23 protein-coding genes are annotated in these 23,570 nt (G+C 73.9%); 7 read left to right on the plus strand and 16 right to left on the minus strand.

Annotation, left to right across the window (positions count from 1 at the left end; all coding sequences use genetic code 11):
- Nucleotides 1-77: 77 nt before the first annotated feature.
- From kynU to ACZ50K_RS18915, 9 genes are read right to left on the minus strand one after another with little or no spacing between them, the layout of a single operon-like run.
- A complete protein-coding gene (gene kynU / locus ACZ50K_RS18875) occupies nucleotides 78-1,313 on the minus strand; it encodes a kynureninase (protein WP_468904176.1) in 1,236 nt (411 codons plus the stop codon).
- A complete protein-coding gene (gene dmpG / locus ACZ50K_RS18880) occupies nucleotides 1,307-2,407 on the minus strand; it encodes a 4-hydroxy-2-oxovalerate aldolase (protein ID WP_468904178.1) in 1,101 nt (366 codons plus the stop codon). The genes kynU and dmpG overlap by 7 nt, the downstream gene beginning before the upstream one ends.
- Nucleotides 2,404-3,333: an acetaldehyde dehydrogenase (acetylating) gene (locus ACZ50K_RS18885; RefSeq protein WP_468904180.1), complete on the minus strand. Its 930-nt coding sequence runs from the start codon at nucleotides 3,331-3,333 to the stop codon at nucleotides 2,404-2,406. Before ACZ50K_RS18885 ends, dmpG begins: the two co-directional genes overlap by 4 nt.
- Nucleotides 3,330-4,352 carry an amidohydrolase family protein gene (locus ACZ50K_RS18890; protein ID WP_468904182.1) on the minus strand — a complete coding sequence of 341 codons (1,023 nt, stop codon included), beginning with the start codon at nucleotides 4,350-4,352 and terminating at the stop codon, nucleotides 3,330-3,332. The genes ACZ50K_RS18885 and ACZ50K_RS18890 overlap by 4 nt, the downstream gene beginning before the upstream one ends.
- Nucleotides 4,349-4,918, minus strand: coding sequence for a 3-hydroxyanthranilate 3,4-dioxygenase (locus ACZ50K_RS18895; RefSeq protein WP_468904183.1), 570 nt, complete (start codon nucleotides 4,916-4,918; stop codon nucleotides 4,349-4,351). The genes ACZ50K_RS18890 and ACZ50K_RS18895 overlap by 4 nt, the downstream gene beginning before the upstream one ends.
- Nucleotides 4,915-5,388 carry a RidA family protein gene (locus ACZ50K_RS18900; RefSeq protein ID WP_468904185.1) on the minus strand — a complete coding sequence of 158 codons (474 nt, stop codon included), beginning with the start codon at nucleotides 5,386-5,388 and terminating at the stop codon, nucleotides 4,915-4,917. Before ACZ50K_RS18900 ends, ACZ50K_RS18895 begins: the two co-directional genes overlap by 4 nt.
- Entirely contained in the window at nucleotides 5,385-6,239 is an 855-nt protein-coding gene (locus ACZ50K_RS18905; RefSeq protein WP_468904188.1) for a 2-keto-4-pentenoate hydratase, read from the minus strand. The genes ACZ50K_RS18900 and ACZ50K_RS18905 overlap by 4 nt, the downstream gene beginning before the upstream one ends.
- A complete protein-coding gene (locus ACZ50K_RS18910; RefSeq protein ID WP_468904711.1) occupies nucleotides 6,236-7,081 on the minus strand; it encodes a 2-keto-4-pentenoate hydratase in 846 nt (281 codons plus the stop codon). The genes ACZ50K_RS18905 and ACZ50K_RS18910 overlap by 4 nt, the downstream gene beginning before the upstream one ends.
- 59 nt (nucleotides 7,082-7,140) lie before the next feature.
- A complete protein-coding gene (locus tag ACZ50K_RS18915; RefSeq protein ID WP_468904190.1) occupies nucleotides 7,141-8,556 on the minus strand; it encodes a 2-hydroxymuconic semialdehyde dehydrogenase in 1,416 nt (471 codons plus the stop codon).
- Nucleotides 8,557-8,743: 187 nt separating this feature from the next.
- Between ACZ50K_RS18915 and ACZ50K_RS18920 the strand changes: the two genes are divergently transcribed.
- Entirely contained in the window at nucleotides 8,744-9,769 is a 1,026-nt protein-coding gene (locus ACZ50K_RS18920) for a LysR substrate-binding domain-containing protein (protein WP_468904192.1), read from the plus strand.
- A gap of 137 nt (nucleotides 9,770-9,906) precedes the next feature.
- Nucleotides 9,907-11,142 carry a hypothetical protein gene (locus tag ACZ50K_RS18925; protein WP_468904194.1) on the plus strand — a complete coding sequence of 412 codons (1,236 nt, stop codon included), beginning with the start codon at nucleotides 9,907-9,909 and terminating at the stop codon, nucleotides 11,140-11,142.
- Nucleotides 11,143-11,214: 72 nt separating this feature from the next.
- Here ACZ50K_RS18925 and ACZ50K_RS18930 read toward each other — a convergent pair whose 3' ends face one another.
- A complete protein-coding gene (locus tag ACZ50K_RS18930; protein WP_468904196.1) occupies nucleotides 11,215-12,150 on the minus strand; it encodes a universal stress protein in 936 nt (311 codons plus the stop codon).
- 299 nt (nucleotides 12,151-12,449) lie between these two features.
- Here ACZ50K_RS18930 and rph point away from each other — a divergent pair, with 299 nt between their 5' ends.
- Nucleotides 12,450-15,137, plus strand: coding sequence for a rifamycin-inactivating phosphotransferase (gene rph / locus ACZ50K_RS18935; protein WP_468904198.1), 2,688 nt, complete (start codon nucleotides 12,450-12,452; stop codon nucleotides 15,135-15,137).
- Between the two features lie 9 nt (nucleotides 15,138-15,146).
- Here rph and ACZ50K_RS18940 read toward each other — a convergent pair whose 3' ends face one another.
- The 3 genes from ACZ50K_RS18940 to ACZ50K_RS18950 all read right to left on the minus strand — a co-directional run bounded on the left by ACZ50K_RS18940 (nucleotide 15,147) and on the right by ACZ50K_RS18950 (nucleotide 17,927).
- Complete coding sequence (locus tag ACZ50K_RS18940) at nucleotides 15,147-15,818, minus strand: hypothetical protein (protein ID WP_468904199.1); 672 nt, start codon at nucleotides 15,816-15,818, stop codon at nucleotides 15,147-15,149.
- A 112-nt stretch (nucleotides 15,819-15,930) separates the two neighbouring features.
- Complete coding sequence (locus tag ACZ50K_RS18945; RefSeq protein WP_468904201.1) at nucleotides 15,931-16,848, minus strand: dioxygenase family protein; 918 nt, start codon at nucleotides 16,846-16,848, stop codon at nucleotides 15,931-15,933.
- 134 nt (nucleotides 16,849-16,982) lie between these two features.
- Nucleotides 16,983-17,927, minus strand: coding sequence for a helix-turn-helix transcriptional regulator (locus tag ACZ50K_RS18950; protein ID WP_468904203.1), 945 nt, complete (start codon nucleotides 17,925-17,927; stop codon nucleotides 16,983-16,985).
- Nucleotides 17,928-18,156: 229 nt separating this feature from the next.
- On the opposite strand from ACZ50K_RS18950, the gene ACZ50K_RS18955 reads away from it, so the two are divergent.
- The 4 genes from ACZ50K_RS18955 (at nucleotide 18,157) to ACZ50K_RS18970 (ending at nucleotide 20,319) form a co-directional block, all read left to right on the plus strand.
- On the plus strand, nucleotides 18,157-18,522 hold the full coding sequence (locus tag ACZ50K_RS18955) for an STAS domain-containing protein (RefSeq protein WP_468904205.1): 366 nt from the start codon (nucleotides 18,157-18,159) through the stop codon (nucleotides 18,520-18,522).
- 146 nt (nucleotides 18,523-18,668) lie between these two features.
- On the plus strand, nucleotides 18,669-19,286 hold the full coding sequence (locus ACZ50K_RS18960) for a nucleotidyltransferase family protein (protein WP_468904207.1): 618 nt from the start codon (nucleotides 18,669-18,671) through the stop codon (nucleotides 19,284-19,286).
- On the plus strand, nucleotides 19,283-19,540 hold the full coding sequence (locus ACZ50K_RS18965; protein WP_468904208.1) for a hypothetical protein: 258 nt from the start codon (nucleotides 19,283-19,285) through the stop codon (nucleotides 19,538-19,540). Before ACZ50K_RS18960 ends, ACZ50K_RS18965 begins: the two co-directional genes overlap by 4 nt.
- The gene (locus tag ACZ50K_RS18970; RefSeq protein WP_468904210.1) at nucleotides 19,537-20,319 is read left to right on the plus strand and encodes a metallophosphoesterase family protein; all 783 of its coding nucleotides are present in this window, start codon (nucleotides 19,537-19,539) and stop codon (nucleotides 20,317-20,319) included. The genes ACZ50K_RS18965 and ACZ50K_RS18970 overlap by 4 nt, the downstream gene beginning before the upstream one ends.
- Here ACZ50K_RS18970 and ACZ50K_RS18975 read toward each other — a convergent pair.
- The 3 genes from ACZ50K_RS18975 to ACZ50K_RS18985 form a co-directional block, all read right to left on the minus strand.
- On the minus strand, nucleotides 20,307-21,533 hold the full coding sequence (locus tag ACZ50K_RS18975; protein WP_468904211.1) for a spore photoproduct lyase family protein: 1,227 nt from the start codon (nucleotides 21,531-21,533) through the stop codon (nucleotides 20,307-20,309). The genes ACZ50K_RS18970 and ACZ50K_RS18975 overlap by 13 nt on opposite strands.
- A gap of 135 nt (nucleotides 21,534-21,668) precedes the next feature.
- Nucleotides 21,669-22,784, minus strand: a complete 1,116-nt coding sequence (locus tag ACZ50K_RS18980) for a glutamate--cysteine ligase (RefSeq protein WP_468904213.1) — start codon at nucleotides 22,782-22,784, stop codon at nucleotides 21,669-21,671.
- Nucleotides 22,785-22,892: 108 nt separating this feature from the next.
- Nucleotides 22,893-23,564, minus strand: coding sequence for an HAD family hydrolase (locus ACZ50K_RS18985; RefSeq protein WP_468904215.1), 672 nt, complete (start codon nucleotides 23,562-23,564; stop codon nucleotides 22,893-22,895).
- Nucleotides 23,565-23,570: the final 6 nt, after the last annotated feature.

Consider the following 23,570-nt stretch of genomic DNA (forward strand, 5'->3'; position numbering starts at 1 on the left):
GTCGGGTGTGGGTGTTCCGGGGTGTGACGGGGTGCCGGCCCGGGGGTCGGGCCGGCTCGGGGATCCCGTCGGGGCCGTCAGGTGACGGTGGGGCGCTGCTGGTGCTCGGGGGCCAGGTGGGCTCCCGTGGTGGCGATGTCCCTCAGCTCCTCGACGGCGTGCAGGACGTCGGTGTGCCGGAGGTAGAGGGCGTTGAACCCGAAGCGGAGCAGGTCGGGGGCCCGCATGTCGCCGATGACCCCGCGGGCGGTCAGGGCGGAGATCAGCGGGTACGCCTCCGGGTGGCGCAGGGCGACCTGGCTGCCGCGGCGGGCGGGGTCCCGCGGGGTGGCCATCTCGAAGCCGAGGCCGTCGAGGAGCCGGTCGGCGCATTCCTGGAAGAACCCGGTGAGGGAGAGGCTCTTGGTGCGGACCTCTTCCATGTGCACGCCGTCGTAGGCGGTGAGGGCCGCTTCCAGGGCGATCAGCGAGAGCAGCGGCGGGGTGCCGATGCGGGCACGGGTGACTCCGGGGGCGGGGGTGTAGGTGCCGGACATGGCGAAGGGTTCGGCGTGTCCGTGCCAGCCGGTGACGGGCTGGTCGACCTGCGGCTGGTGGCGGTGGGCGAGATAGGCGAAGGCGGGGGCGCCGGGGCCGCCGGAGAGGTACTTGTATCCGCAGCCCACGGCGAAGTCGGCGCCGATCGCGTCGAGCCGGATCGGCAGGGCTCCGGCGGCGTGGCAGAGGTCCCAGTGGGCGAGGGCCCCGGCGGAGTGGGCCGCCGCGGTGAGCGCGGCCATGTCGTACAGCTCGCCGGTGCGGTAGTCGACGGGGGCGTAGGCGGCCACGGCAACCCGGTCGCCCTCGGCGGCGAGGACGGCGGCGGCCTCGCGGGCCGGGACCCGGCGGACTTCGAGGCCGAGCAGGCGGGCGACGGAGTCGGCGATGTACTGGTCCGTGGGGAAGTGGTCCGGGTCGGTGAGGAGCAGCGGCCGGCCGGGGCGCAGTCGGGCGGCGGCGAGGAGGGTGTTGAAGAGCTGGACGCTGGTGGAGTCCCCGGCGATGACCTGGCCGGGGGCCGCGCCGACGAGCCGGCCGATGGCGTCCCCGGTGCGCAGGGGGGCCTCCCACCAGCCGTTGGCGTTCCAGGAGCGGATGAGGTCGGTGCCCCACTGGCGGTGGACGGCGTCCTCGATGGCGGCCGGGACGGCGGCCGGGAGGGCGCCGAGGGAGTTCCCGTCGAGGTAGACGACGCCCTTGGGGAGGATGAAGCGTTCGCGGAGGCGGGCGAGCGGGTCGGCGGAGTCCAGGTCGGCGGCGCGCTGGTTCAGCATGCGGGTACTTCCTCGGTACACGAAGGGGCGGTGCTGTCGGTGCTGTCGGTGCTGTCGGTGCTGTCGGCCGGGGCGTCGGACCTGGCGGCGGGGGCCGCGCCGAGGTCGAGGGCGATGTCGGTGAGCAGGTCCTCCTGGCCGCCGACGAGCCGGCGGCGGCCGGCCTCGACGAGCAGGTCGCGGGTGTCCAGGCCGTGGCGGGCCGCGGTGGTCTCGGCGTGGCGGAGGAAGCTGGAGTACACGCCGGCGTAGCCGAGGGTGAGCGTTTCGCGGTCGACGCGGACGGGCCGGTCCTGGGTGGGGCGCACCAGGGTTTCGGCGGCGTCCATCAGGGGGAAGAGGTCGCATCCGTGGTCGAGGCCCATCAGGTCGAGGACCGCGATGACGGGTTCCAGCGGGGCGTTGCCGGCGCCGGCTCCCTGTCCGGCGAGGGAGGCGTCCACCCGGTGGGCGCCGGCCTCGACGGCGACGATGCTGTTGGCGACGCCGAGGCCGAGGTTGTGGTGGGCGTGGATGCCGATCTCGGTGGCCGGGTCGAGGAGGTCGCGGTAGGCGCGGACCCGGTCGCGGACCCCGTCCATGGTGAGGCGGCCGCCGGAGTCGGTGACGTAGACGCAGTGGGCGCCGTAGGACTCCATGAGCCGGGCCTGTTCGGCGAGCCGGGAGGGTTCGGCGAGGTGGGACATCATCAGGAAGCCGGAGACGTCCATGCCGAGTTCCCTGGCCAGGGCGATGTGCTGGGCGGAGACGTCGGCCTCGGTGCAGTGGGTGGCGATGCGGATCGAGGTGACGCCGAGGGCGTGGGCCCGGCGGAGGTCCTCGGCGGTGCCGATGCCGGGCAGCAGCAGGGTGGTGAGGCGGGCCCGGTGCAGGACCTCGGCGGCCGCCTCCAGCCATTCCCAGTCGGTGTGGGCGCCGGGGCCGTAGGTGACGGAGGAGCCGGACAGGCCGTCGCCGTGGGCGACTTCGACGGCGTCGACCCCGGCGGCGTCGAGTGCGGCGGCGATGGAGCGGACCTGGTCGAGGGTGTAGCGGTGGGAGACGGCGTGCATGCCGTCGCGCAGGGTGACGTCCTGGACGTAGACGCGGGTCATCGGGCCGGGGTCCGTTCGGCCAGGCGCTCGGCGGTGCGCAGCGCGGCGGAGGTCATGATGTCGAGGTTGCCCGCGTAGGCGGGGAGGTGGTGGGCGGCGCCTTCGACTTCGAGGTAGACGGAGACCAGGAGCCGTTCGCCGCCGGCCGGGCGGGCGAGGCCCGCCAGGGGGTCGTCGGCGGTGAGGCGGCGGTACTGGGGCGGCTGCTTGAGGCGGTAGCCGGGGACGTACGCGGCGACGGACTCGGTCATGGCCCGGATGGACTCGGTGAGCCGGTCGGTGTCGCAGTCGTCGGTGACGCAGTGCACGGTGTCGCGCATCAGGAGCGGGGGCTCGGCCGGGTTGAGGACGATGATGGCCTTGCCGCGGGTGGCGCCGCCGACCTGTTCCAGGGCGCGGGCGGTGGTGTGGGTGAACTCGTCGATGTTGGCGCGGGTGCCGGGTCCGGCGGAGCGGGAGGCGATGGAGGCGACGATCTCGGCGTAGTGGACGGGGGTGACCCGGGACACGGCGGCGACGACGGGGATGGTGGCCTGGCCGCCGCAGGTGACCATGTTGAGGTTGCGGGCGTCGGCGTCGAGGTGTTCGTCGAGGTTGACGGGCGGGACGACGTAGGGGCCGATGGCGGCCGGGGTCAGGTCGATCAGGGTCTTTCCGTACGGTGCCAGGGCGGCCGCGTTCGCGTGGTGGGCGGCGGCCGAGGTGGCGTCGAAGACGACGTCGATGTCGGCGAAGCCGTCCAGGGCGATCAGGCCGCGGACCCCGTCGGCGCTGGTGGGGACGGAGAGGCGGCGGGCGCGGGCCAGTCCCGGGGAGTCGGGGTCGATGCCGATCATGGCGGCGGGGGTGACGGCCCCCGAACCGCGGATGATCTTGATGAGGAGGTCGGTGCCTATGTTGCCGGAACCGATGACGGCGGCCTTCATCGCACGGTCTCCTTCACCAGGTCGTGGAGTCCGAAGAAGCGGACGGCGTTGCCGCCGAGGACGGCCTCCTTCTCCCGGCCGGTGAGGGTGCTCTCCCCCACCAGCCGGCCGATCTCCTCCTCGCCCAGCGGGAAGGGGTGGTCGGAGCCCAGCAGCACCCGGTCGGCGCCCATCACGTCGACGAGCAGCCGCAGCGCGCCCGGGTCGAAGACGGCCGAGTCCACGGAGAACCGGCTGGTGTACGAGGAGGGGGGCCGCGGGCTGTCGGCGCGCACCAGGTCGCGCCGGTGCCAGGCGTTGTCGGCGCGGCCCAGCAGGTAGGGGAAGCTGCCGCCGCCGTGGGCGAACAGCAGGCGCAGCGAGGCGGGCAGCCGTTCGAAGGCGCCCGAGAGGATCAGGGACAGGATCGTCAGATGGGTCTCGGCGGCCATGCCGGCCAGCCAGGCGAGCATGTAGCGGGAGAAGCGGGGCCCGGTGGGCAGGTCCCAGGGGTGGACCAGGACGGCGGCGTCCTCCTCGGCGCAGTGGGTGAGGAACTCCAGCAGTGCGCCGTGGTCCAGGTCCCGGTCGCCGAGGTGGTTGCCGATGTGCACGCCGCGAAAGCCCTGGCGCATCGCCTCGGAGAGCAGGGCGCAGGCCGCGCCGGTGTCCTGGAGCGGCACCTGGCAGAGCGGGGCCAGCCGGTCGGGGGCGTGCGAACTGTATTCCAGAATGCGGGAGTTGACGGTGCGGCACCAGTCGGTGGCCCGGTCGGCGGGGAGGCCGTAGCCGAACATCAGGGGGGTGCTGGACAGCACCTGGACGTCGACTCCGAGCCGGTCCAGGTCGGCTACCCGTTCGGCGGGGTCCCACAGGGTGCGGTTCACCGGCCGGTACTCGCGGTCGCCGGCCATCATCATCCCGCTGCCGGGTCCGTCGGTGGTGCGCAGCCAGGGGCCGTCCTCGGATCCGGTGAGCAGCCGGGACTCGGTGCGGGTGATCTCGGGGAAGACGTGTGCGTGGGTGTCGACGACGGTCATGCGTCCGCTCCGTCCCGGGCGGTCCGAGGGCGCAGTTCCTCGGGCCACTCCCTGCCGGGGTGGACGGCCCCGCAGTGTCCGCAGGTGCGGGCGGTCTCGTCGGCGTAGAAGGCCTCGAACACCGGCGGGAGGTCGTCGACGATGGAGGTCAGCTGGACCTCGCTGCGGTGCACCAGGTGGTGGCAGTGCGTGCAGTACCACTCGAAGGCGTCGCGGCTGCCCTGCGGGCGGGCGAACTCGACGACCATGCCGATGCTGTCCTCCTCGGGGCGCTGCGGGGAGTGGCGTACGTGCGGCGGCAGCAGGAAGACGTCGCCCTCGCGGATGTGGACGTCCCTCGGCCGCTTCCCCTCCTCGTCCATCACCCGCAGCACCATGTCGCCCTTGAGCTGGTAGAAGAACTCCTCGATCGGGTCGTCGTGGAAGTCGGTGCGGCGGTTGGGGCCGCCCACGATCGTCACCATCAGGTCGGCGTCCTGCCAGATCTGGACGTTGCCCACCGGGGGCTTGAGGAGGTGGCGGTGCTCCTCGATCCAGGCGTGGAGGTTGAAGGGGCGCATGGTCATGGGTGCTGCTCCTGCTCTGGTGCGTGGTGCGGTTCCCGCGGCGGCCGGGGGTCGTGGTCCGGCGCGGGGGGTTGCGGGAGGTGGGCCACCGCGCTGATCTCGATCAGCAGGTGGGGGTGCGGGAGTTGGTGGACGGCGACGGTGGTGCGGGTGGGTCCGGTCTCGTCGAAGTACTCGGCGTAGACCTCGTTGTAGCCGCCGAAGTCGTTCATGCTGACCAGGTAGGTGGTGACGGACACCAGGTCGGCGAGGCTTCCGCCGACCGCGCCGAGCAGGCTGTCGATCGTGTCGAGGACGGCCCGGGTCTGGGTGCGGATGTCGAGGTCGGTGACGCCCATCCGGTCGGCCGACGCGCCGGCGAACGTGCCGTCGGGTCGGCGTGAGCTGGTGCCGGAGACATGGACGAAGTCCCCGGCCCGGCGCAGGTGCGGGAAGCGGCCGCGGGGCTCGGCGGCGCCGGGGACGATCACCGGGGCCCCCCGGGCGTGCGGCCGTCCGGCCCCGGGCCGGCGGGTGTCGGCGCCGGGGGTGTCGGTGCCGTGGCCCCCGGCCGTGCCGGGGCGGTGTCGAACCGTACGCTGCCGAGGGAGGCGACCGTCGCGCGGACATGGGCTCCGGGCGGCAGCGGTACGGCGGCGGTGGCGGCGCCCGCGAGGATCACGGTGCCGGCGGGCAGCGGTCCGGCCAGCCGGGCGGCCGCGGCCAGGGCCCGCAGCGGGTGTCCCAGGATCGCCGCGGTGGACCCGGTCTGCCGGGGCCGTCCGTCGATCTCCAGGATCACCCCCAGGTTGGCCAGGGCGTCGGCCGGACCGGCCGGACCGGCCGGGGCGCTCCAGGGGCCGATCGCGTACCCGGCGGCCGAGGTGTTGTCCGCGATCACCTCGGGCAGCGAGAACGCGAACCCGTCGTAGCGGGAGTCGATGACCTCCAGGGCGGGCGCCACGGCCGCGACCGCGGCCGCCGGATCGCCGTCCGGCCCCAGGGTGTCGCCGAGCAGGAACGCGATCTCGGGTTCCACCCGCGGGTGGATGAGCCCCGAGAGGTCGAAGCGGCCTCCGTCGGCGATCCGCATCCGGTCGGTGAGCCGGCCGTGGATCAGGTCGCCGACGCCCATCTGCCGCATCTTGGCGAGGCTGGTGAACCCGAGCTTGAACCCGGTGACCCGCTCCCCGCGCGCCACCATCCTGGCGACCAGGGCCCGTTGGACGGCGTAGGCCTCCTCGGTGCCGCCGAGCCCGGTGGTGCCGCCGGGGATCGTCCGGGCGGTGCGGGCGGCGTCGTCCAGCCGCCCGGCGAGCGTGTCGGCGCGATCTCCGCTCATCGGTCCTCTCCTGTCGGCGTGGCGGGTCCGAAGGCCGCGCGGACCGTGCCGAGGCCGTCGATCCGGGCTTCGAGCACATCGCCGGGGGCCACCTCGGTCATGGGTCCGAGCGCCCCGGTGAGGACGGTGTCCCCCGCCCTCAGCGGACGGCCCAGGCGCACCAGCGTGTCGGCGAGCCAGATCGCGGCGTGCAGCGGATGCCCCAGGCAGGCGGCGCCCGCACCGGTGGAGACCGGTTCGCCGCGCCGCTCCAGGACCATGCCGGCGGTGCGCAGATCGAGGTCCCGCAGTGCCACGGGCCGGGTGCCCAGGACGTAGGCGCCGCTGGAGGCGTTGTCGGCGACGGTGTCCACGGCGGTGATGTCCCAGTCACGGATGCGGCTGCCGACGATCTCGATGGCGGGCAGCGCGAACGCGGTCGCCCGGAGGAGGTCGGCGACGGTGTGCCGCTCGTGGTCCAGATCGCGTTCCAGGACCAGGGCGATCTCGGCCTCGGCCTTGGGCTGGAGCACCGAACCCCAGGGCAGGTCGGCGCCGTCGGGCACCGCCGTGTCATCGAAGAGGGCACCGAAGTCAGGTGTGTCCACACCGAGTTGGGCCTGGACGGCGGGGGAGGTCAGCCCGATCTTCCAGCCGGTGGGACGACGGCCCTCGGCGAGCCGGCGCTCGGTCAGCAGCGCCTGGACGGCGTAGGCCGTGTCCAGGTCCCCGGCGGGGAGGAGGTCCCGGACCGGGGCGCAGGGGATCCCGGTGCGGCGGGCCTCGTCGAGTCGGGCGGCGGCCTGCCGGACGTGCTCCGCGACGGCCGCGGGGCGGTCCGGCACGGCGGGGTGGGTCGGCACGTCCGGGTCGGTCGGCACGGCGGGGTCGGTCGGCACGGTGGGGTCGGTGGTGGGAGCGGTCACAGTTTCACGCACACGTTCATCGGCTCGGAGAAGAAGTCGAGGGAGTGGTGGCCGCCCTCGCGCCCGATCCCGGAGGCCTTGACCCCGCCGAACGGGGTCCGCAGGTCCCGCAGGTTCCAGGTGTTCACCCAGGCGATCCCGACGTCGAGGGCGGGGGCGACCCGGTGGGCCCGGGCGAGGTCGCCCGTCCACACGGTGGCGGCCAGACCGTAGGGGCCGGCGTTGGCCAGGGCCAGGGCCTCGGCCTCGGTGTCGAACGGGGCCAGATGGACCACCGGCCCGAAGATCTCCTCCCGGACGGCCGGGTGGTCCTCGGGGAGCCCGGCCAGCACGGTGGGCTCGACCCAGAAGCCGCCGTCCCGGGCGTCCCCGAAGCGCGGCACACCGCCGCCCGCCAGGACCTCGCCGTCGGCGGCGGCCGCGCCCAGATGGCCCAGCACCTTGTCCCGGTGGGCGGCGGACACCATCGGCCCGTATCCGCCGAGCTCGCGGGCCTCCTCGGCGAGCCGGCCGGCGAACTCCTCGAAGACCGGCCGCTCGACGTACAGCCTCTCGGTGCACAGACAGACCTGGCCGCTGTGGGTGAAGGCGGACCGGACCGTCCCCGCGACGGCCTGCTCCAGATCCGCGTCGGCGAACACCAACCCGGCGTTCTTGCCGCCCAGTTCGAAGGAGACGGGCGCCAGGCGAGCCGCCGCCGCACCCATGATCGTACGGCCGGTTCCGGAGGCCCCGGTGAAGGCGACGGCGTCCACCCCGGGGTGCTCGGTGAGCCACTGGCCGGCCGCGCCCGGGCCGGCGCCGTGGACCAGGTTGAACACGCCGGCCGGCAGCCCGGCCTCGGCGGCCACCTCGGCCAGCAGACAGGCGGTCGTCGGAGTCAGCTCGGACGGTTTGGCGACCACGGTGTTGCCCATCGCCAGAGCGGGGGCGACCTTCCAGGTCAGCAGCAGGAGAGGAAGGTTCCACGGCGAGACCACCGCCACCACACCGAGCGGCTTGCGCACGGTGTAGTTGAGCGCGCCACGCCCGTCGGGGGTCTCGGTGTGCCAGGACTGCTCGCTACGACCGGCCGAAAGGTCGGCGTAAGAGCGGAAGTTGGCGATGGCGCGCGGGATGTCCACGGTCTCGGCCAGCTCGCGCGGCTTCCCGGTGTCGGCGCACTCGGCGGTGACGAACTCCTCGAACCGGGCCTCGATCCCGTCGGCGATGCGGTGCAGCACCTTCGACCGGTCGGCCGCGCTCCAGGACCCCCAGGGCCCGCGCAGCGCCTCGCGGGCGGCGCGCACCGCACGGTCCACCAGCTCGGCGGGGGCCGAGGGGACCTCGCCGACCGTCCGCCCGTCCACCGGATCGATGAGCGGGAGCGGATCGCCCGACGCGTCGAACCCGCCTCCCACGTAATGCCGCACAGGTGAACTCACCTTGCAGACCTCCCTTGCCAGGCCGGGGCCGTCGGTTCGTCGACCCCGGTGCGTGCGGACATCATGCGCCCCCTTCGATATACCGAACCAATGCCTAATGAGGCCGTTCCCATATCGATTCCGGTATGGGATGCTCATGCCCTCCCGGCACCACCCCCCGGAAGGAACGGCTCTGTTGGACCTGCTGGACGGCCGGCTGAAGTTCCGGCACCTGACCCTCCTGCTCGCCGTCGTCCAGCACGGCGGCGTGGCGCGGGCCGCGGAGAGCCTGCACCTCACCCAGCCCGCCGCGACCCGCACGCTGCGGGAGCTGGAGGCCATCGCCGATCTGCCGCTGTTCGTCCGCGAGCCCCGCGGGATGCGCCCCACGGTCTACGGGGAGGCGCTCGCCGGTCACGCCCGGGCGGTGATCACCGAGGTCCGCCGGGCCGCCGAGCACCTGGAAGGCCTCCGGCAGGGCCACGAGGGCACGGTGACGGTCGGCACCCTCCTGGCCGGCGCCAACGTCCTGCTCCCCCGCGCGGTCGCCCGCCTGAAACGGGAGCGGCCCCGGCTGACCGTGGTGGTCCGCGAGGGAACCCTGGACGTGCTCCATCCGGCCCTGCTGGGCGGCGAGTTGGACGTGATCGTGGGCAGGGTGGGCCCCGCCCCGAAGGAGGGCGACCGACTGCACCAGCGCATGCTGTACCGGGAGCGCATCATGCTGGCGGTACGGGCGGGCCATCCGCTCACGGGGGCGGGCACGGGGGCAGGATCGGGGGCGGGAACGGGTGCGGACACGAGTGCGGACACGGGTGCGGATGGGGGGCCGGTCACGCTGACGGACGCCCTGGAGTACCCGTGGATCCTGCCGGTCGAACAGACCGCGCTGCGGCAGGAACTCGGCGCCCTCTTCGTGGAACGCGGCCTGGTCTACCCGGCGGACCGGGTGGAATGCACCTCGATCCTGACCATGCGGGCCCTGCTCCTCCAGACCGACATGGTGGCCCTGCTGCCCGAGCTCGTGCTGCGCGAGGACGAACGCCTGGCGGCCCTGCCGGTGGACCTCCCGTCGGTGGGCCGCACGGTCGGCACGACGGAGGCCGCCCGACGGACCCGCACCCCGGCCCTCGAAGCCCTCCTCCACCAGCTGGACGAGGAGGCCGCCCACCTGCGGCAGACCCTGGACACGGCACCCCGTCCGCCCGACTCCTGCCCCTGAGGGGACCCCCCGTTCGCCTGCCCCGAATGGCGCAGCAGCCCGGAGTGCCGCTGAATGTAACAAGACGTGCGCTTCCCGTAACGCACGATGACCGGCACGCGAAGCGTAGACCCGTGTGTCGGCGAACGGAGCTTTCCATGAATCACCCCAGCCCCCTCGCGGCCACCGAACCCCACGACCGCGAAGGAATTCCCCCAGCACAGGCCCCGACCGGCGGCCCCCTGCCGACGGACGGCCCGCCCCCGCCGGACGCACCCCGTCCGGACCAGGCCCCGCACCCACACGGCGCACCGGAGGCGGTCGCGCCCCCGGAATCCGCACTCCCGCCGGACCCGGCAGCCCTGGCGGCCGCGTCAGCCCCGGCCGACGCGGCCGTACGGGCCGCCGAACCGGCCACCGAACCGGCCGCCGACCAGGTCGCGGCACCCCCGCCACCACCGGAAGCGTCCGCGCAGCCACAGGCGCAGGCGGGCGCACAGGCGCAGACAGCGGTGGAGGCGCGGTCCGAGCAGAGCGGGTCGGTACGGACCCTGCTGGACACCGCGGCGACCTGCCGGCCCGTGGAGGAGCTCATCGAGCTGGTCGACCTGCTCGCGCGCACCGGTCAACTCCCCAACCCGGGGCACGAGGCGCTCCGCGCGGCCGCGGTCACCCGGCCCGTCCACGAGGTGCAGCGGATCATCGCCCTGCTGGGCGAGAACCGGCACGACGGGGTCGAGACCGCCGTCACCCTGCGCGCCGCGGCCGTGGGCAGGTCCGTCGAGGACGTGGCCCTGCTGGTCAGCATCCTCGGTCCCGACCCCGACCCCGACCCGGAGCCCGGCCCGGCGGCCGGATCCGCCCCCGCCGCCTCCGGCCGCGACCGGCGGACGGCCCCACCGCGATCGGGGCCGGCCTCCTCCCGGCCCGAAGCGGAGCCGCCGATACGCCGGACGGGGTGGTCCGAACCGGCGGGCCGTCCTGGCCCGGACCGGGCCGGCGGTGCCCTGCGGCACCTGCTGCGCTGGCCCGCCGCGGCCGCGCTGCTGCTCGTAGGGGTCGTGCACCTGCCGCGCGATCCGGGGGCGCTGCCCACGGCCGGATCGGGGATCGTGCTGCCGCTGGCCGTGTTCGTGCTCTGCCTGGGCGCGGGCGTGCTGCTGGCGGTGCGCGACACCGCGCCGGTCTGGCGGGGCGTGGCGGTGGCGGCGCTGGCCGTGGTGACCCTGCACCTGGTGGGCGGGATCGTCGCCTTCGCACCTCTGGAACGGGCGGTAGGCGGCCCGTACGACTGGGCCGGACCGGCCACGGTGCTCTGCGCGGGTGCGGTCGCCGTGCTCGCCGGCCTGGCGCTGAGGTCCCGCCCGGACGCGGCGGGGTCCGAACGGATCTGACCCGCCCCTGACGGCGCGCGAAGGTGCCCTCCCCCTGCGGGGAGGGCACCTTTCCGTGGGGGCCGAGGCCGGTCAGGAGTGCGGGACGATCGCGACGGGGCAGCGGCTGTGGTGGAGGGCCTCGTGGTCGGTGTGGCCCAGGGACCGGAAGTGCCGGTGCAGCCGGTGACCGAGCACCAGGAGCCCGGCGTCCCGGGTCGCCTGGAGGAGGGTGGCCGAGGTGCCTCCGGCGGGGATGGCGGAACTGCGCACGGGCACGGACGGGTAGGCCTGCCCGGCCTCCCGGAGGACGACGTCGAGCTGGTGCTCGATACCCCGGAGGGTGTCGTCGACGCCGGGCGGTGCGGACGGCGTTCCGACCGGGACCGGGTTGCCGGGGACGGGGTGCCAGACCCGGATCCCGTGGACGGTCGCCGACCGTTCGCGGGCCCGGGCGAAGGCGAATTCCAGTACCTCGGCGGGGTCCCCGGCCGGATCCATGCCGATGACGACCTCACCACCGCGTACCGGGGCCGGACCGGCGGCAGGCCCGGCGGCCGAGGCGGGGGCAGGAGCGGGGGCGGCGGCCTCGGATCCCGGTCCGTGCACGAGGACCACCGGGACCTCGGCCCGGGCGACCACCCGGTCGGCCGTCGTGCCCAGCAGGGCCACGGGATGCCGCAGGACCCCGCCGGGAACCTCGTCGCCGACCCCCAGCACCAGCAGACCGGCCGAGGCCGAGGCATGCAGCAGCTCGGTGGCCGCGACGCCCTGGGCGGTGTCGGTGAGGATCTCCAGCCCGGGGTGCGCGGTCCGGACGGCGTCGGCCGTGGTGGCCAGCCAGTCCCGGGTGCGCACACCGACGTGGACGAGGCTGGCCTCGTCCACCGGCAGCATGACGGGCACCGGATGGCCGACGGCGAGCATCCGCAGCGGCACGCCCGCGAAGGAAGCCTCCTGCGCCGCCCACAGGGCCGCTGAAATGGCCGCCGGAGAGCCGTCCACACCCACGAGAACGGGTCGGTCCATGTTCAGGCCTTCCGGTCGGTCGGCAGCCCCTTCAGGGCACCGCCTTGTCAGGCTAGCCCCGAATGTCGGATATCGCCGGACCGTGGTCGGCACATGGCAAAGGCAAGGAGAGGGATCTCCCTGCCACTGTCAAGGTATAGCGCGCAGGGGGGCTTGCCACAAGGCCCCCGTCCTGCCGCAGAATCATCGCTCCCACCCCCGACCTGCGGAAACGCGGAAGCAAGGACCGGGAACGGGGAGTGGTGTCAAGGTCGGCCGCGGTTCGGCCGGCGGTTTCGACGAGAGTGGACGGTGTCGCGGTGACCAGGCAGTACGTGTGGGGACTCGGCGAGGTCGACGAGACGCGGGGCGCCGACGTCGGCGGCAAGGGTGCGCAGCTGGGTGCGCTGACGCGGATCGAGGGCGTCCGGGTGCCCGACGGCTTCTGCGTCGGGACCGAGGCCTTCCGGCGGGTGGTGGCTGCCGCGGCTCCGTCGGTCGGCGAGCTGCTCGACCGCCTGTCCCGGGTCGCCCCGGACGACCGGGAGGCGATCCGCTCCCTCAGCGAGCGGATCCGCCGGACCATCGAGGGCGTCACCGTCCCGGACGACCTCGCGGCGGAGATCACCGGCGCGCTCGGCCGGCTAGGCGAGCGGGACGGGCTCGGCGGGCGGACCCCCGTGGCGGTCCGCTCCAGCGCCACGGCCGAAGACCTGCCGACGGCCTCCTTCGCCGGCCAGCAGGACACCTATCTCAACGTGGTGGGTCCGGCGGAGGTGCTGCGGCACATCAGCCGGTGCTGGGCCTCCCTGTTCACCGAACGGGCGGTGGCCTACCGCCGGCAGCACGGCATCGACCACCGTACGGTCCACATGGCCGTGGTCGTGCAGCGGATGGTGGTCCCGCAGGCGGCCGGGGTGCTGTTCACCGCCGACCCCGTCACCGGGGACCGGACCCTCGCCACCGTGGACGCCGGCCTCGGTCTAGGCGAGGCCCTGGTCTCCGGGCTGGTCAACCCGGACGTCTTCACCGTGCGGGACGGAGCGGTCGTCGGCCGGACGATCGCGGCGAAGTCCCGCGCCCTGCGAGCCCGGCCGGCCGGCGGCACCCAGGAGGTCGCCGTGGCGGCGGGGCAGCAGGGGCAGCCCGCGCTGACGGACCCGCAGGTCCTGCGGCTCGTTCGGCTCGGGCGGCGCATCGAGGCGCAGTTCGGCCGCCCGCAGGACATCGAATGGTGCCTGGTGGACGACGGGTTCCGGATCGTCCAGAGCCGCCCGATCACCACACTGTTCCCCGTGCCCGCCCCCGTCCCGGTGCCGGTGCCCGCTGCCGGGGGCGGGGATGACGTCGGGCGGAACCGGGTCTACGTCTCCGTCGGCCACGGCCAGATGATGACCGACGCCATGAAGGCCCTGGGCTGGTCCATGTGGCAGCAGACCGCCATGGTGCCGATGCACGAGGCCGGCGGCAGGCTGTTCGTCGACGTGACGGAACGCCTGGCCGCCCCCGCGAGCCGGGCCGGTCTCCTGGACGCCATGGGAAAGGGCGATCCGCTGGTCAGGGACGCACTGGAGACCGTCCTCGCCCGCGAGGACCTCATCCCGGCACCCGCCACGGCCGGCCCCGGGGGCGTCTCCGGGCCCGGGGCCGGGTCCGGGCGGCCCTCCCCCACCCCGGTGGAGACCGATCCGGCCGTCGTCACCGCGCTGATCGAGCGCAGCCGGGCCTCCGTCGCGGCCCTGGAACGCGAGATCCGGACCAAGTCGGGTCCCGCGCTGTTCGACTTCCTGCTGGAGGCCTTCGAGGAGCACAAGCGGGTCCTGGGGGATCCGCTGAACCTCCAGGTGATCATGGCGGGGATGGAGGCCAGCTGGTGGCTCAACGACACCCTGCTGGAACTTCTGGGTGAGAAGAACGCGGCGGACACCCTGACACTGTCCGCTCCCGACAACATCACCTCGGAGATGGGCCTGGAACTGCTGGACGTCGCGGACCTCGTCCGCCCGCTGCCCGAGGTGGTGGCGTTCCTGCGGAGCACCGCCGCCGACGGCCTCCCGGACGGGGACTTCCTGGAGGAACTGGCCAAGGTCCCGGGCGGAGCGGCGGCCCGCCGAGCCCTGGAGGCGTACCTCGACCGGTACGGCATGCGGTGCGTCGGCGAGATCGACATCACCCGGCCGCGCTGGCGGGAGCGCCCCACCGCGCTGGTGCCCGCGATCCTCGACAACGTCAGGAACTTCACGCCGGGCGCCGCCGGACGGCAGTTCGAGGAGGGCCTGAAGAAGGCCCGGGCGAAGGAGCAGGACGTGCTGTCCCGGCTGCGGGCCCTGCCGGACGGGGAGCGGAGGGCCGAGGAGACCAAGCGGATGATCGACCGGGTCCGCACCTTCATCGGCTACCGCGAGTACCCGAAGTACGGCATCGTCAGCCGCACCTTCCTCTACAAGCAGGCCCTGCTGGCCGAAGCCGGACGCCTGGTGCGGGCCGGAGTGCTGGCCGAGCCCGAGGACGCCTTCCACCTCACCTTCCAGGAGCTCCGGGAGGCCGTGCGCACCCAGCGGGTGGACTCCGGGCTCGTGGAGCGGCGCAAGGAGGAGTTCCGCTCCCACCAGGCGCTCACCCCGCCCCGGGTGCTCACCTCGGACGGTGAGGCCCTCAACGGGTCGTACCGGCGCGAGGACGTCCCGGAGGGCGCGCTGACCGGCGTACCGGTGTCCACCGGGACCGTCGAGGGCAGGGCCCGCGTCGTACGGGACATCGCGGCGGCCGACCTCGAACCGGGCGACATCCTGGTGACGCCCTTCACGGACCCCAGCTGGTCCCCGCTGTTCGTGGGGATCTCGGGGCTGGTGACCGAGGTCGGCGGGGTGATGACCCATGGCGCGGTGATCGCCCGGGAGTACGGCCTGCCGGCCGTGGTGGGGGTGGACGGAGCGACTCGGCTGATCCGGGACGGACAGCGGATCCGGGTGCACGGGACCGACGGATACGTGGAGCTCCTGACCTGACCGGCCAGGTCAGGACGGCTTGGCGTCGGCGCGTACGGCTTCGCGCCTCCGGCGCTCCTGCTCCACCCAGGCGTCGGAGTCGATGCGTTTGCGGTAGACCTGCTCCGGTTCCGCCGCGCCCAGGTGGACCGTCCCCACCCACAGGACGGCCGCCAGCGCGAAGAGGAGCAGCGCCGCCACCAGGAAGGAACCGATCTCGTCGGACTCCGCCACCCCCTCCTCGTGCACGAAGTCCGGCACACCGGAGATCAGCGCGTTCACCCACCATGCGAGGGCGGCGTTGGAGAGGGCGAGAACGATCCAGTAGGCGATGCGGATGCTCTTGGCGGGGCCGCTCACCTCCCCCAGCAGGAGCAGGCGCCGCAGCGATACCGGCCCCGCCGGGTTGCGGCTTCCCGACTGCTCCTTGGCACGGCGGACGGACGCGTAGCAGTCGTCCAGCCAGCGGCCCGGCTCCGGGTCCGGGGGCGGGCCGTCGGTCGGCGCCCGCTCCTTGGCCTGGATCCAGCCGTTGATGAACTGGATCTCCAGCTGGGCCCGCTCCAGCCGGCGGCGGTAGTGGTGGTCGGCGCCGCGCGCCTCGCGGCGGTCGCGGATGAGGAGGCTGGCCCCGCCCACCAGCCCGCTGATCACGGGCACCAGGAACGGGGCGAACAGCACCAGCGAGTCCATGGCAGCCACCGCACGCCTCCTCGCCCCTCCCCTCCGGACTTCCTTCCAGAGTCGCACCGCCCCGACCCCGCCCGCGCGGGCGGGGTCGGATTCCGCCCGCGGACGCGGCCGGCGGCAGCCCTCAGGCGCGGCGCCAGAGGGCCGGGGTGTTCGGGGGTTCCCAGCCGGGGGCGGCCGTATGGGCCTGGAGGCAGGTGTAGGCCGAACCGCCGTAGGTGACCCGGTCGCCCGTCCGGTAGGTGGTTCCGGCCGCCCAGGTGCCGCCGGGCGGGGTGCTCGGGCCGGGTGAGGTCGTGGTGGGCGAGGGTGAGGGAGACGGGGTCTGCGGCACGTCCAGGACGAAGTCGAAGGTGCCCTCCTTCGCCTGGCCGACCTGCCGGACGTTCATCAGCAGCCGGGCGTCGAAGATCGAGTCCGTGGCGTTGCGGGGTTCCCCCGGGAAGTACAGCTGGGTGGTCAGCACCGGCCGGCCCGGGGCCTGCACCTTGACGTGGATGTGGCGGGTGCGTCCGGGGTAGAGCCCGGGCACGATCGTCGACAGCCGGAAGGCGCCCTGGGCGTCGGTGAACTGGTGGCCCCGGAAGGCGAATCCGGTGTTGTCGTACGCGCCGTTCACATCGGCCTGCCAGAAGTCCAGCAGGGCGCCCGCGACGGGCAGGCAGGCCCGGCCGAAGACGTAGCCGCTGACGGTGAGCCGGGTCCCGGGCGTGGACACGGTCACCAGGGAGGTGCGCCGCGGGGAGTTCGGTTTGAAGTAGGGGCCCTCGGTCTGCGGCACCGTGGGGTGGTCGCCGTCGTCGCAGGCCGGGGTCAGTTCGAGCAGGGCACCGGCCTCGCGGCGGTCGCGGGCCAGGGCCACCCCGCCGCCGATGAGCAGCGGGGTGGCGGCGGCGAAGGCGGCGGCCTTGAGGAAGTTTTTGCGGGTCAGCCGGGTCTGCCGGGTGGCCGGGGCCGCGTCGGGGGCGGGGCCGGGGGCCGCGGGGGTGTGTCCGCCGGGCAGCGCCGACGGATCGGGTCCCTGGTCTTCGGGGCTGGGCATGGGACGGCTCCTTCACACTCGTGGGGCGGGGAAGGCGGGGGATGGGTGGGGCGGTGCACGGGGCCGGACCACCGGTCCGCGGTGGGGCGCGGCCCGGGCCGGGGCGCCCACTGGGTCGTCCGGCCCCGTCGGCGTCAACCTACGGTTCCTTCCGCGGCGGCCGCGATGGACGGGATCCGGGGATCGTGGTGAATTCCTCCGGCCTCCGGCTGGGCTCCCCGGCCGATCGCCGCCCGGTAGTCACCGGGGCTGAGGCCGGTCTCGCGGCGGAAGAACCGGCAGAAGTAGGCCGGATCGGCGAAGCCGCTGTCCCGGGCGACCTGTCGGATCGTGAGATCGGTGCGGGCCAGCAGCCGTTTGGCCTCCAGCGTCTGCCGACGCCGGATCAGCCGTCCCGGGGTCTGACCGGTGGCCTCCTTCACCCGGGCCTGTAAGTGGCCTACGGACACGCCGAGTTCCTTGGCGCAGGAGGCCACGGAGGACTCCGTACCGCCCGGTGCCGCGATCAGCCGGGTGAAGGCGGCGGCCAGTTCGGCGGCCCGCCCGGCTGCGGCGGGCGCCCGGCCCGGGCCCGGTTCGCCGTTGCGCAGGGCCCGGACGATCAGGATGTGGAGGTAGGCGCGCAGCACCCCGGCGTAGCCCGGGCGCAGGTTCCGGTACTCCTCCTCCATCTGTGCGAGCAGGTCGGGGATGCCGTCCTGGTGGCCGCGGAGGGTCAGCCAGGGGCGGCTCGCCAGCAGGTCCAGTGCGGTGGCGTCGTCGGGGTGGGAGAGCAGGAAGTCCTCGTTGAACAGCATCACCCGGCCGGTGAGCCCGTCGGCGTCCTCCCAGTGGTGGACCTGGCCGGGGGTGATCACGCAGAGGTGGGGCGGGTCCAGGGGCCGGTGGGCGAGGTCGAGGACATGGGTGCCGCGGCCGCCGGTGACATGGACGATCTCGTAGAAGGCGTGCCGGTGCGGGAAGTTCGCGCGGGACAGCGGCCCGATGGAGTCGAAGGATCCGATGGCGAAGGGCAGGAGGTGCGGGAGCGGGACTTCCAGGCGGTGCAGCGGCAGCTCGCCGGCCCGGGACACGCTCACGGGGTGATCCTCAAGGGGTTCATCGGGCCAGTCTGTGACGCCTGCTTCCTGTGGTCCAGACCAGAGATCGGCCAGCGGCCGCGCATCCGGTGTCCCGGCGGCCCCACTGGTTGCGGTGCCCTGGACGGGGCATACGCGAGGTATCAACCAGCCTGGTCCGGCCACCCCGCGCCGCGACACCAGGGGGGGGCGGCCGTGCCGGGCTCCGATGCGAACGGCGGATCCGCCCATGGGCCTCAACGATTTCGCCGTCGACGTCACCGGGCCGGCCGTCGGCGCCTCCGCGGCGGCCCATACGGCCGAGCGGTCCGAGCGGATCGTGGTGTCCGTGAGCGGTGACATCGACTACGGGACCTGCCCCCTGCTGGAGGACGCCCTGGCCGCCCTCGTCCTGCCCGGCCGGACCCTCGTACTCGATCTCGCCCGGGTGACGTTCGTCGGCACCAGCGCCCTGCACGTCCTCCTCGCGCTGCGCGCCCGCGCCATCGACGAGGAGTGGACCCTCGAACTCGCCGGTACCCCCGGCCAGGCACAGCGCGTGCTGGACCTGACCGGCACCCGCGAGCTGTTCGCCCTCCGCCCGGCGCTCGTATGAAGCTCAGCACCGACCACCCCGGTCCGGCGGAGGTTTCACGGAGGCCGACGGGGTACGCGCACTCCATGACCCCGGTGAAGCCGCCGAGCGGCACAGCATGCCTGGATCCCGTCCCCGTGGCGCACGGCGACGGTGAGCCCCTCCCGATGGACCACACGCAGGCGATCCTGGAGACCACCAAACTGGTCGCCGCCCTCCTCAAGAGATCCGGCCTGCCGTTCGCCCTGGCGGGGAGCGTGGCCGCGTTCGCGCACGGCCTGCCGGCCGGATTCCAGCACGACACCGATTTCTGTGTCCGCCCGCAGGACGCCGAGGCGGCGATCAAGGCGCTGGAAGACGGTGGGATCGAGATGCGCAGGGCCCCCGAGGACTGGCTCGTCAAGGGCCGCTCCGGCGGGGAGGAGATCGACCTGATCTTCGAACTGGCCCGGCGGCCGGTCAGTACCGCCCTGCTGGACCGGGCCGACGTCAAGGCGGTGGACTCGGTGTGGATGCCCGTACTGGCACCCACCGACCTCATGGACAGCCGGCTGTCCGCGCTCTGCGAGCACTACTGCGACTTCGGAGACCTCCTCCCGATGGCACGCATGCTGCGGGAGCAGATCGACTGGGCGCGGTTGGACCGCGACCACCGCGACGCCCCGCTGGCCGACGCATTCCTCCACCTGCTGGAGCGGCTGGACGTCATCGGCGGCCGGACCCGCGGGGGCTCCGGGCCCACCGGTCTCGCCGGACCGGCGGGGGAAGAGGAGGAGACGGCATGACATCCCACGACACGATGGTGGAGTACCGCATCGAGCACCTGCGCGACCGGCTGGCCCGCGAGGAGCTCGCGGAGCTCGGCGTACGGATCGAGGTGCACGGTGCCGCCGCGGTGGTCTCCGGCAGCGTCTCCAGCCCGGAGTGCCGGGCGGAGGTCCTGCGGCTGGCGGCCGAGGAACTGGAGGGCCTGGAGTGGCGGGAGGACCTGAGGATCTGCCGGTCGGCACCGCCCGGGCGGGCGGAGGAGCTCTCATGATCCGCGTGGCGGCCGTCGGGGACATCCATCTCGGGCCGGGCAGCGCGGGGTCCCTGCGGCCGGCCTTCGACACCCTCGGGGACTGCGCGGACCTGCTGCTGCTGGCCGGTGACCTGACCCGGCACGGCACCCGTGACGAGGCCCGGGTGGTCGCCGGGGAGGTGGCCGGGCTGGGCGTGCCGGTGATCGCGGTGCTCGGCAACCACGACTACGAGAGCGACCAGGAGGAGGCCGTCGCGGAGGAGCTCACCGCGGCGGGGGTCCATGTGCTGGAGGGCAGCGGGGTCGTCGTCCACGTCGACGGCACACCGGTGGGGGTCGCGGGCACCAAGGGCTTCTGCGGCGGGTTCGCGGGGCGCAGCGGCAGCGAGTTCGGCGAGCCGGAGATGAAGGCGTTCATCCGGTACACCCGCAGGTGCGCGGACGGGCTCGGGCGGGCGCTGCGCGAGCTGCGGGAGGAGGGGGGCAGCGAACTGCGGATCGCGCTCACCCACTTCGCCCCGGTGCCGGACACCCTCGCGGGAGAGCCGTTGGAGATCTATCCGTTCCTGGGCAGCTATCTGCTGGCGGAGGCCATGGACGGGGCGGGGGCCGACCTCGCCGTGCACGGGCACGCCCATGCGGGGACCGAGCACGGGATGACGGCGGGCGGGATCCGGGTCCGGAACGTGGCGATGCCGGTGATCGACCGCGCCTACGCCGTCTACCACCTCTCCGGGCCGGGAACCGGGCCGGAAGCCCGGCCGGGAGCCGGGCCTTCGCGGGATCAGAAGGCGTAGCGGATGCGGAGCCAGGGTGCGTGGGTGGTGACGAGGGTGCGGAGGGCGTCGACGGCCTCGGCCTTGACCCCGTCGCGGTAGCGGACGTTCCAGCTGCCGTTCTGGGAGCGTTTGGGTTGTTGCAGCTCGGGGCGCCAGAGCGCTTCCTCGGCGCGCGGGTGCCAGCCCAGGTTGAGGCGGTGCAGGTCCTCGTTGTGCGTGAGCATGATCACCTCGGCGGCTGCCCGGTCCTTCACCGCCGCGGGCAGGACCTCGTCCATCTGCCGCAGGAGCAGGGCCCAGTCCTGCTGCCAGCCGGGGCGCAGGACCACGGGCGAGAGGTTGAAGTGGACCTCGTAGCCCGCCTCCAGGAAGTCCCCGGCGGCGGCGATCCGGTCGGCCACCGGGCTGGTGCGGATGTCCAGGAGCCTGGAGTCGGCCTCCGGCATCACCGAGAAGCGCACCCGCGTCCGGCCGCGCGGGTCCAGCAGGAGCAGGTCCGGGTTGACGAACTTGGTGGCGAAGGAGGCCTTGGCGGTGGGCCAGCGGGCGAAGGACGCGACCAGGTCGGCGATGTTGTCGCTGATCAGGGCGTCGACGGAGCAGTCGCTGTTCTCGCCGATGTCGTAGACCCAGGCGGTCGGGTCGCACTGGTTCGGCTCCGGTTTGGGTCCGAGCCGGGCGATGTGCCGGGCGAGGTGGGCGATGAGGCGTTCGATGTTCGTGAACACGGTGATCGGGTTGGCGTACCCCTTGCGGCGCGGTACGTAGCAGTAGGCGCAGGCCATCGCGCAGCCGTTGGCGGGGCCGGGCGCGATCCAGTCCGCCGAGCGGCCGTTGGGCCGGGTGGTGAGGGTCTTCCGCTCCCCCAGGACCAGGACCTCGCTCTTGACGCGCACCCACCGGTCGACGTTCCCGGCGTTCCCGTGCAGGTCCGGGATCCTCCAGTGCGAGTCGACCGGGAGGACCTGGGCGTCGGGGAAGCGGGCGAGGACCTGCCGGCCGCGCGGGGAGGCCGCGGCGGCGGGCTCGGCCCGGATCTCGCGGACCGAGAGCAGCCGGCGGGCGGCCGGGGAGTCCCGGAACAGCGGGCCGGCCGCCGCGCGGGCGGGCCGCTCCCGCCCCGTGTCGATGTCCTCCGGACCGAACAGGGCCTCGGGCCCGAACAGGGTGTCGGGACCGGGCACGCCGTGGACTCCGTCGTCCTGGCGGCCCCTGCGAGGCGTGGCGCCCATGTGCTGCTCCCGGGTTCGGGCCGGGGTGGGTGCGGGGACCGCCCGGCCCTGGTGCTTGCGTGCTTGCGTGCTTGCGTGCTTGCGTGTGCGGGGGAAGGTCCAGGATGCCGTGCTCCGGGCGGTCGGACGGCCGTTTCAGGTGCCGGTCGTCAGTTCGGCGCAGCGGGTGACCACGGAGGCCAGGTCCCGCCCGTCGGCGTACAGCCGGCGCTGGGTGCGTGCCCCGTTCCCCTTCTCGTGCAGGTGTGCGAGGCCCTCCCGGACCCGTTCGGCGTCCCCGTGCTGCTCCAGTGCCTCCCGTACGTGCCGGTGGAGGGCGTCGACCGCGTCCTCGGCCGAGGTCTCCCGCATGGTCTCCGGATGCAGCAGCGGCCCGTCCAGCCCGGACCGGCCGGCCCGCCAGGAGGCCAGTCTCAGCAGGCTGGTGCCGGTCCGGGCCGGCGGCCGCCCGTCCTGCCAGTCCCGGGCGGCCGTCTCCACCAGACCGCGGATCAGGGCGGCGAGCAGTACGGGGGTGGCGGCGTCGAGGCAGACGTCGGCGACCCGGATCTCCACCGTCGGGTAGTTCGCCGACAGCCGGGCGTCGAAGTAGACCATGCCCTCGTCCCGCAGGACCCCGGTGTCGATCATCGCCCGGACCTGTTCGTGGTACCGGTCGGCGGAGCCGAAGGCGTCCACCGGGCCGGCCGAGGGCCACCGGTTCCACACCCGGCTGCGATAGCTTCCGTATCCGCTGTCCTCGCCCTGCCAGAAGGGCGAGTTCGCGCTCAGCGCGGTCAGCACGGCCAGCCAGGGCCTGATGCGGTCCAGGACCGCCACGCCCTCCTCGTCGGAGGCGACCGACACATGGACGTGGCAGCCGCAGGTGAGCTGCTCCTGCGCGGTCAGTCCGAACCGTTCGCCCATCCACCGGTAGCGCGGTCCGGCGTTCAGCGAGGGCTGCACCGGCAGCGGCGAGGTCGCCACCGCGGCCACCATGGCACCGGCGGTCGCGGCATGCCGGGCCGCCTCGCCGCGGATCCGGACGATCTCCTCGTGGAGCTCGCCCATCTCGGTGACCGGCTTCGTCGCGAACTCCAGCTGCTCCTTGTGCAGTTCCTTGGTGAACTCGTGGTCCGCCCCACCGTTCCCGCGGCCCTCCCGCCACACCGTGCGGTCCGCGGCGGCCAGCACCGCTCCGGACACGGCGAGCGGGGCGCCGCTCGCCTCGTCCACGAGCAGCAGCTCCTCTTCCACACCCACACTTCTCATCTCGCCGCCCATGGCTCTGTACCCTCGGTCGACCGGCTCACGGCCCTTCTCGGCAGGCGTCTGCCCGCACCCCGCCGATCCATGTGGGGATCGGCGGGCGGGCCCGACCTACCCTCGGCCGGTGGCGAAGGGGCTGTCGGCGAGGGAGGCCAGCAGATGGGCCGGGTCGCGGTAGACGGCCGCGGCTCCGGCCCCTACGAGGTCCTCGCCGGGGATGCCGCCGCAGAGCAGCCCCACGGCGGTGGTGCCGGCCCGGACGGCCGCCTTCATGTCCCAGACGGAGTCCCCGACGAACACGGCGCGCCCGGGCGGCACTCCCGCCCGGGCGAGGGCGTGCTCGACGGGGTCGGGTGCGGGCTTGCCGTGCTCGACGTCCTCGGAGGTCGAGGTGTCGGCGATGGCGTCGTCCGCGCCGACGGCCGCGCGCAGGGCGCGGAGTTCCCGGTCCTTGGCGGAGGTGACCAGCAGGACCGTCCAGCCTTCCCCGGCCAGCGCGCGAAGCAGCTCCGCGGCCGATTCGAAGGCGGGCAGCCGGTCGAAGTAGGTGGCGTAGAGGACGTCGTGGGCGGTGCTGAGCCGCTGGTCCCCGGCACGGTCGCGGCCCTGCTCACCGAGGAGGTGGGGGAGGAGGTCCTCCCCGGGGAGGCCGATCGCCCGGTGGACGGCGTGCATGGGGATCCGGTGTCCGCCCTGGCGCAGGGCTTCCCACCAGCACACGACATGGAGGTGGTTGGTGTCGGCGAGGGTGCCGTCCACGTCGAAGAGGGCTGCGCGGTCCATGGGCGC

Source organism: Streptomyces sp. NPDC033845, from assembly GCF_055576225.1.